The sequence below is a fragment of the Shimia sp. Alg240-R146 genome, from assembly GCF_947331465.1.
Classification (GTDB): Bacteria; Pseudomonadota; Alphaproteobacteria; order Rhodobacterales; family Rhodobacteraceae; genus Shimia.
Genome location: NZ_CAMZOK010000002.1, coordinates 1083026 through 1096073, shown reverse-complemented (window position 1 = coordinate 1096073; position 13048 = coordinate 1083026). Strand labels below are relative to the sequence as shown.

Annotated in this window: 13 protein-coding genes; 6 read left to right on the top strand and 7 right to left on the bottom strand. The window is 57.5% G+C overall.

Going from position 1 to position 13048, the window contains the following annotated elements:
- Positions 1 to 60: 60 nt before the first annotated feature.
- On the bottom strand, positions 61 to 699 hold the full coding sequence (locus PG871_RS14530) for a DsbA family oxidoreductase (RefSeq protein ID WP_270730450.1): 639 nt from the start codon (positions 697 to 699) through the stop codon (positions 61 to 63).
- Positions 696 to 2216, bottom strand: coding sequence for a class I adenylate-forming enzyme family protein (locus PG871_RS14525; RefSeq protein WP_270730448.1), 1521 nt, complete (start codon positions 2214 to 2216; stop codon positions 696 to 698). Before PG871_RS14525 ends, PG871_RS14530 begins: the two co-directional genes overlap by 4 nt.
- 80 nt (positions 2217 to 2296) lie before the next feature.
- On the opposite strand from PG871_RS14525, the gene PG871_RS14520 reads away from it, so the two are divergent.
- Positions 2297 to 2920: a helix-turn-helix domain-containing protein gene (locus tag PG871_RS14520; RefSeq protein ID WP_270730446.1), complete on the top strand. Its 624-nt coding sequence runs from the start codon at positions 2297 to 2299 to the stop codon at positions 2918 to 2920.
- A gap of 148 nt (positions 2921 to 3068) precedes the next feature.
- Positions 3069 to 4112, top strand: coding sequence for a fatty acid desaturase (locus PG871_RS14515; protein WP_270730444.1), 1044 nt, complete (start codon positions 3069 to 3071; stop codon positions 4110 to 4112).
- A gap of 3 nt (positions 4113 to 4115) precedes the next feature.
- On the opposite strand, the gene PG871_RS14510 is transcribed toward PG871_RS14515, so the two are convergent.
- Both PG871_RS14510 and PG871_RS14505 read right to left on the bottom strand, forming a co-directional pair.
- Entirely contained in the window at positions 4116 to 4754 is a 639-nt protein-coding gene (locus tag PG871_RS14510) for a DUF1638 domain-containing protein (RefSeq protein ID WP_270730443.1), read from the bottom strand.
- Between the two features lie 88 nt (positions 4755 to 4842).
- Positions 4843 to 5544 (bottom strand): corrinoid protein, encoded by a 702-nt coding sequence (locus PG871_RS14505; RefSeq protein WP_270730442.1) that lies wholly within the window; start codon positions 5542 to 5544, stop codon positions 4843 to 4845.
- A 216-nt stretch (positions 5545 to 5760) separates the two neighbouring features.
- On the opposite strand from PG871_RS14505, the gene PG871_RS14500 reads away from it, so the two are divergent.
- The 3 genes from PG871_RS14500 (at position 5761) to PG871_RS14490 (ending at position 8461) form a co-directional block, all read left to right on the top strand.
- Complete coding sequence (locus PG871_RS14500) at positions 5761 to 6846, top strand: PA0069 family radical SAM protein (RefSeq protein WP_270730441.1); 1086 nt, start codon at positions 5761 to 5763, stop codon at positions 6844 to 6846.
- Between the two features lie 102 nt (positions 6847 to 6948).
- Entirely contained in the window at positions 6949 to 7338 is a 390-nt protein-coding gene (locus tag PG871_RS14495) for a thermonuclease family protein (protein ID WP_270730439.1), read from the top strand.
- Positions 7339 to 7453: 115 nt separating this feature from the next.
- Positions 7454 to 8461, top strand: a complete 1008-nt coding sequence (locus PG871_RS14490) for a tetratricopeptide repeat protein (RefSeq protein WP_270730438.1) — start codon at positions 7454 to 7456, stop codon at positions 8459 to 8461.
- Positions 8462 to 8519: 58 nt separating this feature from the next.
- Here the strand turns inward: PG871_RS14490 and bmt are convergent, their stop codons facing one another.
- The 3 genes from bmt to PG871_RS14475 form a co-directional block, all read right to left on the bottom strand.
- A complete protein-coding gene (bmt, locus tag PG871_RS14485) occupies positions 8520 to 9539 on the bottom strand; it encodes a betaine--homocysteine S-methyltransferase (protein WP_270730435.1) in 1020 nt (339 codons plus the stop codon).
- A gap of 111 nt (positions 9540 to 9650) precedes the next feature.
- Positions 9651 to 11534 (bottom strand): phosphatidylglycerol lysyltransferase domain-containing protein, encoded by a 1884-nt coding sequence (locus PG871_RS14480; protein ID WP_270730433.1) that lies wholly within the window; start codon positions 11532 to 11534, stop codon positions 9651 to 9653.
- Between the two features lie 229 nt (positions 11535 to 11763).
- Entirely contained in the window at positions 11764 to 12078 is a 315-nt protein-coding gene (locus PG871_RS14475; protein WP_270730432.1) for a DUF1476 domain-containing protein, read from the bottom strand.
- Positions 12079 to 12230: 152 nt separating this feature from the next.
- Between PG871_RS14475 and purC the strand changes: the two genes are divergently transcribed.
- Complete coding sequence (gene purC / locus PG871_RS14470; protein WP_270730431.1) at positions 12231 to 12986, top strand: phosphoribosylaminoimidazolesuccinocarboxamide synthase; 756 nt, start codon at positions 12231 to 12233, stop codon at positions 12984 to 12986.
- The last annotated feature ends 62 nt before the right edge of the window (positions 12987 to 13048 follow it).

Below are 13048 nucleotides of genomic sequence, written 5' to 3'. Positions count from 1 at the left end.
ATAATTTAGCCTGCCGAACGGGCGGTCACAAGGGCCAAAGTGAATGCCCGTTCAGTGGGTTTAGCTGTCTTGTTGGGTCTTAAGTTCGTTCATGACTTGCCGCCAAAGTTCAACCGACTGCGCACCGGGCACAGCGTGCTGGTTGGCAACGATGAAGGTCGGGACCGAATTCACACCCATTTTACGCGAATGCTCGTCGCGTTGCTGGATGCTTTCAATATCGGCATCGCTGCTCAGCAATTTGGCAACCACGGCTGCGTCCATACCGGCGCTGTCTGCCAAATCGGACAGCACCTCGACGTTGCCAATGTCGCGGCCTTCTTTGAAGTAGGCTTTGAACAGGGCGTTCACCAGGTCGTTTTGTTTGTTCTCTATACCGGCCCAGTGGATCAGACGGTGTGCGTCCACTGTGTTGGGGGTGCGCTGAATGGCCCCAAAATCGATGTCGATACCTTCTTCTTCGGCATGGCGGGCAATTTCGCCATAGACGCGCACGGCGTTTTCTTTGCCGCCGAATTTGGTTTCGAGATATTCGCGCCGGTCCATGCCTTCTTTGGGCATATCAGGGTTCAGCTGGAACGGGTGCCATTCGATTGTAAAGGGATGGTCGCCTTCGGCCTCCATCGCCTTTTCCAAGCGGGTTTTGCCAATAAGGCACCAAGGGCAGATGGGGTCGGACAGGATGTCGAGTTTGATCATGATTGGGCCTTGAATTGGTCGCGCAGAGCACGGCGGCTAAGTTTGCCATTGGGGTTGGTCGGCAGGGCGTCCAGCCGTTTGAACAGTCGGGGTTGCTTGTAGCGCGCCAGTGTCTCTTCGGCAAAGGCTTTGAGCGCGGCATCGTCCAGATCGTCATCGGATGTGTAAAACGCAGCAATAACGCGTACGTCGGTTTTGATTTCAACATCCGCGGCGGCGACGCCGGTGATGCCCGGAAAGCGGGACAGCGCGGATTCAACTTCGATTGGCGAGACGCGAAAGCCGCCTGCGTTCATCATGTCGTCGGCGCGGCCTGCATAGGTGATGTAGCTGTCGCCATCCATCGTGCCGCGGTCGCCGGTCAGAAACCAGTCGCCGGCATATTTCTCGGCAGTGTCTTGCGGTGCGCCGAAATAGCCAAGCATCAGACCCGGATCGGTGTGGTGTACGGCGATGGTGCCTTCTTCTCCTAAGGCGACGGTGTCACCGTTTTCGTCCAACAAGGCGATGCGGCGGCCATTTTGCGGGCGGCCAAGCGTGCCTTTGTGCGCCGGTGCGGCGGGGCTGGAAGAGATAAAGGTGGAGCATTCCGACATGCCGTAGGCCTCGTAAAGCGCGGTGTCGGTGGCTGCGGCCCAGTCTTCGCGGATGGTTTCCGAGAGCTTCTCACCAGCCGTCAGCCCGTGGCGCAGGTCCGGCAGATGGATGTCGGGGGCATCGGACAGAAGTTTGCGATAAACCCCCGGAGCGGCGGCAAAGATCGTGGCTTTGTGTTTGGCCAGCAAGGCGGGCAGGGAGGTCGCGGCTGTGCCCTCGGCGGGGATCAACGCAGTGGCGCCAATTGACCAGGGATCCATCAGGCCGGTGCCCAACGTATAGGTCCAGTTAAAGGCGCCTGCATGCAGCAGGCGGTCCGATTGATGCAGGCCGTACCAGCCATCAAACATCATCTGACGTGCCCATATGGCACGATGTGCATGCATCACAGCGCGAGGTTTGCCCGAGGTTCCGGATGTGTAGATGATGTAGGCCAGTCGGTTCGGATCGCCCATCGCATAGCCCGCAGGTGGCAGATCTCGCATGGCATGCAGACTGTCAGTGGCGAGAATTTTGCATCCCGGATTTTTGGGGCAGGGCACGCCGGGGTCGTGCAGGATCGCCTTGGGTGCGAGGTCCGAGACCATCTTGGCAACGTCCGCTTCGATAAGCTGCGACGATGTGGGTACGGGAACCAGGCCGGCGGCGATGCAGGCGAGATAGGCAATCGGGAATTCCACGGTATTGCCAAGACGCATGAGGACATGATCGCCTGGAGCGAGGCCTTGGGTGAGGAGGCCGGTCGCGGTGCCTAGCACGGCAGACTTGAGCGCGGCATATGTCCAGGTTTCGGAGGTGTCGCCCAATACCGTCAGCGCGACTTTGTCAGGCTGGTCGTCGGCATGCGCAAGCACATGGGCCGCCATGTTAAACGGCGCAGGGCAAGGGCGGAACGGGCCGTTGTCGAAGGTAGATTGCATGTGCCTTGCCTAAGCGGGCGGGCGGAGGGTTGCAAGGGGAACGGTTGCGCCCTGTGGCATGGTTGCGCTAAATGCGCGGTATGACAGGAAAAGACCCTAAATCGTTGATCCGTATCGCCCGCGAGGGCGGTGGCCATGATCATGTGGAACCGCTCGATCTTGGTGTGCGGGTGCGCGAGTTGCGCAAAGCACGCAACTGGACGCTGGAGCAGGCGGCCAATCAAGCGGGATTGGCACGCTCGACGCTGTCAAAGATCGAAAACGGGCAGATGTCACCGACTTATGATGCGGTGAAGAAGCTGGCAGTTGGCTTGGAGATTTCCGTGCCGCAGCTGTTTACGTCTCCGCAAAAGGAACAAGTCAACGGACGCATGTCGGTTGTTAAATCTGGCGAAGGCACGCATCAGGTGACCACCACCTATGAGCATGAATTGCTGGCCGAAGGGCTGCGCAAAAAGGCGATGTTGCCGTATCGTGCGCGGGTGCGGGCGCGGTCGATGGACGAATTTGACGGCTGGGTGCGCCATGACGGTGAAGAGTTCCTTTTTGTGCTGACTGGCGTGATCACGCTTTACACCGAGTTTTATGAACCGGTGGAGATGCGGCGCGGCGACAGTGCCTATTATGACGGGACAATGGGGCACAATGTGGTGTCAATCAGCGATGAAGACGCGACGATCTTGTGGGTGACGTCGTTGGTCTAAGGGCCGTGAACGCAAGCGATTGTGTCGCACAGAGCATGTGACACTACTGCTTGCTCTGCGATAAAATACCCTGCAATTTGGTAATCAAGACTTGATACATTCGTGTGAACCTTTAACGCGGATGGAGAAGCAGCAGAAATGGCAGGCCATGAAAGATTCGGTACAGGTTGAAAAAACGGAAAGTGCGCGCAATTGGGTTCGTACACTCGCCAAGTATCGCGAACCGAATTCTTTGCGCAGCGGATTTGAACTTGGCGTCAGCCTTGGACCGTTTGTTGCACTGTGGGTGCTGGCCTGTTGGGTGGCGCATTACAGCTATCTCGGTGCGTTTCTGATTTCGGTTTTGAACGGCATGTTCCTGTTGCGCCTGTTCTGCATCCAGCATGATTGCGGCCACGGATCGTTCTTTGCCAACCGGGACGTCAGTGACTGGATTGGGCGGGGAATTGGGATTGTGACGCTGACGCCCTATGATGTGTGGCGGCATTCGCATTCGATCCACCACAGCCATGCCGGTGACCTTGGCCACCGCGGCATTGGCGACATCATGACCCTGACCACCGAAGAATATCACCAGCGCACGCCTTTTGGGCGGTTCTTGTACCGTTTGTACCGTCATCCTGTGGTGCTGTTTGGATTGGGCCCGACCTATATCTTTATCCTGCAAAACCGTCTTCCGGTCGGCTTTATGGATCAAGGCAGCAAGTTCTGGGTGTCTGCAATGGGAACCAATGTGGGCATTGCCGTACTGATGGGCGCGATCGCCTATTTCGGTGGCTGGCAGTCATTGTTCCTTGTGTTCTTGCCCACAATCTTGATCGCAGCATCGATTGGCATGTGGCTGTTTTATATTCAGCACCAGTTTGAAGAGACCCAATGGGACGACTCTGAGGATTGGCAACTGCACGAGGCCGCGCTGCACGGCAGCTCGCACTATGACCTGCCGCCGATCCTACGCTGGTTCTCAGCCAATATCGGCATCCACCACGTGCATCATCTGTATGCGCGCATTCCGTTTTATCGCTTGCCCGAGGTTCTGCGGGACCACGAAGAGCTGAAGGACATGGGGCGGATGACGCTTTTGGAAAGCCTGAAATGTGCCAAGCTTGACCTTTGGGATGCTGGCAGCCGCAGGCTTGTGAGCTTCAAGGAAGCGCGGAAGATGGCCAAAGCGCGATCCGGCGCCATATAAGCATTAAAGCTCGGCGAGAGCCGTGCCGAGATCACCGTAACCTGTAAAGCGACGTTCAAAATCCAGCCCGAGACGATCGGCGCAGGCTTTGGCTTTTTCAGTCAGGGCCGCGTCGTCGGTTTGCGCCTGATAGACCAGTTTTTCGTAATTGCCGAAATACATGTCGCGCAGCTCTGGATGGCGGTCAAGCCCCATGGGTTTGATGATGAAGGCGTCGAATTGGCGGACGAGGAAGTCGGTGAGGTAGAAGGCTGTGAACTCGTCTTCGGAAATCTCTGCAAAGCGGTCGTTGCCTTCAAAAAAGCTGTAGCAATGCGGGCCGGCGATCATTTCGACGCCAAGGTCATCGCAAGCCTGCTGAAGCAGGCCGCCAGTGCCGCAGTCTGCATAGACAACAAATATCTGGTCATACGCGTCGCGGTGTTTTTTTACCGCCTCGCGCACAGCCGGTGTGATTTTCTCGGGATGAATGTGAAAGATCGCTGGCAGGCAAGTCAGGTCCATGTGGGACCAGTTGTTGAGCTTGATCAGGTCGAGGATTTCACGCGCCAGAGCGCCACAGGCGAGCAACAACACACGACCGGTCGCGTGATCCGGCGTCATGCCTTGGGTGGTCAACGTTGTGTCGTCTGGCAACTGCATGACATCACCTTATAGAAAAATGGCCCGCCGGGGAGGGCAGGCCAGGCCCGGAAAGCCGGGGGGAGTGATTTGTTGGCCAGAGAGCGCGTCAGGCGCTCATCTGGTTGTGTTTGCGGGCGACATATTCCTTGGCCGTTTCCACCGCCACAGCGGCGTCACGGCAATAGGCGTCAGCGCCGATGGCCTTGCCGAACTCTTCGTTCAGCGGAGCACCACCCACCAGCACGATGTAGTCGTCGCGCAGGCCTTTTTCGATCAGCGTGTCGATCACAACCTTCATGTAAGGCATCGTGGTGGTCAGAAGAGCCGACATGCCGAGGATATCGGGTTTGTGCTCCTCAAGCGCTTCAAGATAGCTTTCGACCGGGTTGTTGATGCCCAGATCGACCACTTCAAAGCCGGCACCTTCCATCATCATTGAGACAAGGTTTTTGCCGATGTCGTGGATGTCGCCTTTGACGGTGCCAATCACCATGGACCCCATGCGCGGTGCGCCCGTTTCGGCCAACAGTGGTTTCAGGATGGACATGCCGCCCTTCATCGCGTTGGCGGCCAAAAGAACTTCTGGCACAAACAGGATGCCGTCGCGGAAATCATTGCCCACGATGGTCATGCCGCCCACAAGTGCTTCGGTCAGCACTCGGTAAGGCACCCAGCCGCGTCCCAGCAGGATATTGACGCCTTCCATGATCTCATCTCTGAGACCATCGTAGAGGTCGTCAAACATTTGTTGGACAAGTTCCTCGTCATCAAGTTCGGACAGGATGATGTCGTCTTCTTCTTCGGACATGGCGGAATCCCTGAAAATCGCCGGCGTCAATCGCGCGGAATTGGTGGTTATTGTTCGTTTAGCTTTCGACAATTTGTCGCGGTTGGACTGTCTAAATAGCGACATAGCCCGTGTCGGCTGCGACCTGTAGTTTAGAAATCCCCTAAAGCGCTGAAAAATTTTCATGGTAATCATGGGGACATTGCATATGTTCCCTATTTGTTCTATTTATGGGGCATGTCTGGTGATCTGTCCCTGAAAATTGAGGCTGAACGGCGTCGTGGTCGCGGCGCGGTTAGCAATGCAGCAGGTCGGTTTGACCCTGTGCGAGAGGACATTCAGGACGGGTGGGACATTGAAGAGGAGCGCGGCGCGTTTCGCACGTTTGTTCAAGAGGAGCGACCAAGAAGCATAATCAGTCGCAACTCGTCACCGGATTTGAATTTTGACCGCTCAATCAACCCGTATCGCGGTTGTGAACATGGCTGCATTTATTGTTTTGCGCGGCCCACGCATGCCTATCTGGGGTATTCGCCGGGATTGGACTTTGAAACGCGACTGGTGGCACGCCCCAAAGCGGCAGAAGTTCTGGATCAGGAGTTGCGGCGCAAAGCCTATAGGGTTGCGCCTATGGCGATTGGGACCAACACGGACCCGTATCAGCCAATTGAGCGACAGTATCGTGTGATGCGGCGGGTGCTAAAGGCGCTGCGCGATTTTCGCCATCCGGTGGCGATTGTCACCAAAGGCACGTTGATTGAGCGTGACATTGATATCCTGAGCGAGATGGCGCGCGACGGGTTGGTGCATGTCGGGCTGTCAATTACCACGCTGGACAATGAGACGTCGCGAAAGATGGAACCGCGTGTGCCGCGCCCCGCGCGACGGTTGGAGACGATGCGGCGGCTTGCAGAGGCGGGGATTCCGGTGCGGGTGATGATTGCACCGGTGGTGCCGGCGCTGACGGATCACGAATTGGAAGGCATTCTGGAGGCCTCACGTGCGGCCGAAGCGACAGCGGCAAGCTGGATCATGCTGCGGCTGCCACGCGAAGTGTCGCCGCTGTTTCGGGAATGGCTGGAAGAGCATTATCCGGACCGTGCATCGCGGGTGATGGCGCGGGTGCAAGAGATGCATGGCGGGCAGGATTATGATGCGCAATGGGGTAAGCGTATGCGCGGTGAAGGCTTTTACGCCGAGATCATCGCACAACGCTTTGAGGTGGCGCGCAAGCGGTTTGGGCTGGCAAAAACGTTGCCCGAGCTGCGCACCGACCTGTTTGAAGCGCCTCTGGCGAAGGGCGATCAATTGGCGTTGTTTTGAAGCCTGAAGTAACAGCCAATCCATAATTTTAAACAGTTTACCGTTGGTCCGAACGATCGTTCTGTGTAGGGGGGAGCCACCACTCAGAACGTAAGAAGACCAATGAAAAAACTGATACTGGCCATCATGATGATGGCGACCCCGCTCGCGGCTGATGTCCATGTGCGCGATGCGGACACGATTGTTGTAGACGGCACACCGGTGCGGTTTCAGGGCGTCGATGCGCCAGAGTTGAAAACCCGTGCCGGGCAGGATGCAAAACGCTGGATGGTGAACTTTCTGCGCGGCCAGAAGGTGAACTGTGATCTGACGGGAGAGCGGTCTTATGACCGCTACATCGGGATTTGCTATGTCAAAGGACAGGACATCGGCGCGGCTGTGATCGCGGCAGGGCATGCGCTCGATTGTCGGCGTTACTCTGGAGGACGGTATCAGCACTTGGAGCAGCCTTCGGCCAAGAGCCGCATCAAACGGGCCGGATATTGTTCCTGATACTAGGTTGATGAGGAGAGGAACAAAGATGCCGCGACAAAAGCGCCAACTTTAGTGTTTTGAAAATCCAACACGTCGGCTTACGCTGAAACAGGGGAAATTCAGTGGGCGACACATGCGCAGTATTTTAGTTTTTGCACTTACGATGTTCGTAGCGGCGTCGGCGTTTGCTGACACCCAGCGCGGTATTGCGTATTTCAACTCGGAAAACTACTCCGCAGCGGAGCAGGAGTTTGCGGGGCCGGTCACGGAAGGCGATCCCGTCGCCATCCGGTATTATGCCAACATGCTCTACTTCGGACGAGGCGTGGCGGAAGATAGGCCTCAGGCGAAGAAGCTGTTGCGAGACGCGCACGCCAAAGGGGACACGGCGTCCGGGACGTATCTTGCGTCTTTGCTCACCGACTATTGGGCGCACTTTGGTACGTCAGAGCTGACCGAGGCGGATTTAGTTCGTCTTCAGGAGGCGAAGGTGTTGTTTGAGGAAACCTATTCCGGACCGACAGGTCAGAACCCTGCCAGCAAGATCGTGGACATCTATTTTGACACGAAAGGGCGGGTTGCGCCAAAGGACAATATGATTGTCTGGCTCAAGCGGGCTGTGCTTGAAGGGCATGCCTATTCCGCGCTGCAATTGGCGAGCGCGTATTCCTCCGGAAATGGCGTCGAAGAGGATAAGCGGGAAGCGTTTTATTGGGCTGAGTATGCTGCGTTTCTTGGCAATGCCGAAGCGCAGACCATTGTCGGACAGGTCTATGCAGAAGGCCGTTTCGGGCCCGTACGCCAAGACGAGGGTTTTGCGTTGATCGTCCAGTCTGCAAAAGAACGGCACAATCCGGCGATGCTGTATGTGGCAGAGCATTTTGCGAGCAGTGGGTCAAACCGAGATCTTGGTATGGCGTGGCGGGTTCTCCATCTTGGGTATGACCGTGGAATGGAGAAAAGCGAGCGCTCGCAACGGCTGGCTGATTTTCTATTGTCGCGTGGCGCGGACCGGTTTGGCGCCGAGATCGAAGACTTCATGTACAACGGCCATTTTGAGACTTTGATACAAGAAACCGAGCCGGACTATAACGCGGCATTAGATGACTTTAGCAGCCGCATAAAACCGCATTCCGAGTAGGTGGGGATTGGTCGGAGTAAAAAGAGGCCGCCGGTTGGCGCCCTCTTTTTATTGGGTGTCAGCTTGCGCGACGACGTCCGCGGCGTTCGCGTTTGGGCGCTGCGGCGTCATCGCCGGTGCCATCGGTGGCAGACGAGAACCCGCCAAGTTTTTCGGCGATCTGTTCCAGCGTCGGACGCTCGCCGCGCGGACGGGTTTCGAGCGCCTTGCGCATGGCGTTCAGATGCTCCGGCATGGTTCCACAGCAGCCGCCAATGATGGTCGCGCCGCAGTCCCGCGCCATGACAGCATAGTCTCCCATAAGCTCGGGCGTGCCGTCATAGTGGATGTGACCGTCGTGGTATTTCGGAATGCCGGCGTTGCCTTTGGCCACGATCAGCTTTTCGGTGCCTTGCGCAGAGAACCCAAGCACGGTGCGCAACAGGTCGGAAGAGCCGGTGCCGCAGTTGGCGCCAAAGCCAAGCGGGGCATTGGGGATGTCGTCGACCATTTTCACCATGTCGGCGGAGGTCACGCCCATCATGGTGCGGCCTGCCGTGTCAAAGGACATGGTGCCCACCCAAGGCATGTCGGCCAGCGCGAAGGCTTCGGCGGCGGCTTTGTATTCTTCGGGAGCGGAGATGGTTTCCAGCCAAAGCACGTCGGCGCCGCCCTCTTTGAGGCCTTCGGCTTGTTCGTGGAAGATTTCGACCGCATCTGCGTGGCTGAGCGTGCCGACGGGTTGCATAATGTCGCCGGTGGGGCCGACAGAGCCTGCGACAACTACTGTACGACCTGAGGCATCCGCGACGTCGCGGCCCAGCTCTGCGGAGATGCGCGAGAGTTCACGGGCGCGGTGGGCAGCATCGTGCAGTTTCAGGCGGGAGGCGTTGCCGCCGAAAGAGTTGGTCAGGAAAATGTCTGAGCCGTTGTCGACCGCAAAGCTGTAGAGCTTTTTGATGCGGTCGGGGTGCTCTTCGTTCCAGAGTTCCGGCGCGTCGCCCGAGCTGAGGCCCATGTTAAAGAGGTTGGTGCCGGTGGCGCCGTCCGCCATCAGCCAGTCACGGGTTTCCAGCAGTTTGGAAAGGGCGTTAGTCATTGGGGTCTCCGTGAAAAATCACAAGGGCCAAAGGAAGCCTTTGGGGGTGTTGGGTTGGCCGTCGTGTGCCACGCGCGCGTGGGGGATACAAATGCATATTGCGCATGACGATTATGAGGCGAGCGACAGGGCGCCGGTATTGGCCGACGATGTGTCGGAGGGAGCGAATGCACTGTTGATCGGGGTGGCTGGCGCGCTGCGCAGGTTGACGGAGCGGATCACATCAATGGCAGCAAAGGTCAGATGCGAGGCCGACGGGGCTGCCATGAACAAGGGCTGCCAATCGGGCGCAAAGCAGGATTTGAACTGGCGCAGGCCCGGTCCGCCGCCATGGGTGTAAAACTGCCTGCGCAAGAACCGCTCGATACGGGTCTCCCCATGAGGCAAGGTGGGTGCCGCGGCAAGCGACAGACGCGGCACGGCGTCATTGGCTGCTTTTTCAAGCGCGGTTTGCACCAACAAGTGCATGGTGCCGTCCGGCGCATCGGGCAAGAGGCGCATCAGGTCGAGACACCATTCGTGGGCCGTGGCGTGGAAGCTGACGAATCCTAGCAGGATGTCGTCGCGATAGGCCAGAAACACCTTTTGTCGGTGAATGTAGCCTTCCTCAAAGCGTCCCATGGTGAGGCCGCGTGGCACACCATGCCGGTCTTCCCAATGGGCGGAGACGCGGGCCATGTCCTCGAGCGGCAGAGCGCCATCATCCGAACTGACGGTCACATTGGCCTTCTGGGCCTGACGCAATTTGCGGCGCAGTTGGCGGAACGTAGCGCCGTCTGTTGTGTGGCTTGCTGGCGCGAGAACGGCTTCGTCCGAGATATGGGCAACCGCCCATCCGGATTTGCGGGCCAAAACTGCCTGACGGGCACCGATTTTGTATTTGCACGCGATGCGGTTCTGTTCGCGGGCCGCTTTGAGCAGCGCAGGCGTCACGGCGCCCGGATCGCCCAGGACGGGGTCAAACAAGGCCAGAAGGGTCTGACCAGTGCGCACTGTGCCGCAAGAGCCAGAGGCGTATGTCAGGATGGCGCCGCCGTTTTGGCGAAGGACGCCCAATTCGGCGCGGGACTTCGGTGAGGGCGAAGCGGTCTCAAACGGCACGAAGCTGGTGACGCATGGCGGTTGCGTGATCGACGCAGGATGCCAGAGACGGTGCAGAAACACTGCGCCCGCCAGCAATGCCGGTAATGCATAGTAGACGGCGCGAAATGACAGAACAGCGCAGAGCAATCCGGTTTCGGGGTGATTTGGCAGCAAGGCGACCAAGGTGAGTTCAAACGGGCCGACGCCACCGGGAGAGCCGGAGAAGATCGCGGCGCCCAAGGCAATAAGGAAGACCGGCATCAGCGTGGTGAAGGGCAGGGCCGTGTCGGGTGGCAACAGCATCCAAAAAGCCAAAGCGGCGAAGCCGGTGTCCAGAATGCAGAGTGCCAACAGAGCGCCAAGCGCGGAAAGTGTTGGCAAGCTCAGCTTGCGGCCTTTGGTGCTGAGGACGGGAAAGAAAAAGGCGGTCAGGCAGATTGCAGCTGCGCTGATCAGGATGAGCAAAGGTAGGAACGGGGGAACATGCGGCGTTGGCAAAGCAAAAGCGGCGAGTGCAATAGTGACCGCGAGCGTTCCCATAAACGTGACGGTGACGAAGGCCGTAATCTTGGCCGCGTCTTTGGCGGAGGCATCGGGTTGCATGCGCCAGCGGACAAAGCCGCCGACAAGTGCACCTGCACCGGTGGTTTGCCCAATCCCGATGGCAGTGGCGCCCGCCAGCATCGCCTCGCGTTGGGGGCGGCGCAATTGGAAGTGACGGTGCGCGATGACATCATACCGCGAGACGGCCAGAAAACTGAGAATAGTGGCGAAAACCGCAACTGCCCAACTGCCAAGGGGAACCGTCAAAACGGCTGTCCAGACTGCGGCGAAGTTTACGCTTTCCAGTTGCATCGACAAAAGCCAGAGGCAGGCGCCGCCCAGTAGAGCAGGCGATGCGTGGCGGAACAAAGCGCGTAATTTTTTTGAGAAAAAGGGAGTCATATCAATTCTAAACCGTCCGGTGCGACCTGCACCAAACTAACGGTTACTCCGGCAGATGTTTCTGCGGGATTAATCTGCGAGCGCTGAAGGGAAAGGAATTGTCGGAAAGGGGGAGCCGACCGGCAGCCAAATCTGGTCTGCTTTTAAAAAAGCGCGCAAGCTAGGGCCTGCGCGCTACATTCGAAATGCGTGTGGATTAATCTTCTTGAAGCATTTGAAGTTTGGCTTCGCCCATCATTTCTATGAGCTTGAGGCGTACGTGATCTTCTGTGGTCAGGTCGCCAAGGTAGCTCATCACTGCCTCAATTACGTCGTCATCGCCAACTTCTTGAAGGTCCTTCTTTACGAGTTCACGGCCGAATGCGCGGGCTTGTTCGACAGTTTCGCCCTTCTTGGCAGAGGCCCAGACAGCCATAAATCGGTTGCGGCGCATGCGTGCGATGAAGTCTTTTTGCTCGTCCATGGCAAATTTGGCTTCAAATGCGGTTTCGCGTTCTTCAAAAGTGCTCATATGGCCCGTACTCCCAGTAATGAATTGTCGCGTTACTTATGCGAGGTGAGGCGTTTTATAGCAAGCATTGGCCCGCTGCTTGCGACAATGTCGCCCATGGCTTAAGAGGGCGCGTAAATCCGGGACTCATCCCGCCTGAAAGGAACATCGCCATGGCCCGCGGCAAGAAAATCTACGAAGGCAAAGCCAAGATCCTGTTTGAAGGCCCTGAGCCCGGCACGATTGTGCAATACTTCAAGGATGACGCAACTGCGTTCAATGCCGAAAAGCAGGATGTTATTGACGGCAAAGGCGCGTTGAACAACCGCCTGAGCGAATATTTCATGATCGGGTTGAACCACATTGGTGTGCCGACCCACTTTCTGAAACGCCTCAACATGCGCGAGCAACTGGTGCGCAGCTGTGAAATCATTCCGTTGGAAGTGATCGTGCGCAACTATGCCGCAGGGTCGATGTCCAAACGGTTGGGCATTGAAGAAGGCACACAGCTGCCGCGTCCAATTGTGGAATATTGCTACAAAGACGACAGCCTGGGCGATCCTTTGGTGTCTGAAGAACACATCGCTGCGTTTGGCTGGGCCAGCCAGCAGGACATGGACGATATTCTTGGACTGGCGCTACGGGTCAACGATTACATGAGCGGCGTGATGTACGGCGTTGGTATCAAGCTGGTGGATTTCAAAATCGAGATCGGCCGAGTTTATGAAGGTGATTTCCAGCGGCTGGTTGTTGCGGATGAAATCAGCCCCGACAGCTGTCGGCTTTGGGATCTGGAAACAGGTCAAAAGCTCGACAAAGACGTGTTCCGTCGCGATCTGGGCAGCCTTACAGATGCCTATGCCGAAGTGGCCCGGCGCTTGGGCGTGATGCCCAAAGGCACCGGTCCAAAGCCGACCTTGGTGAACTGAGTTGTTGACGCCGGTGCCCAAGATGGGCGCCGGTTTTGAATTATTGGAGCCTGTCACCGCAA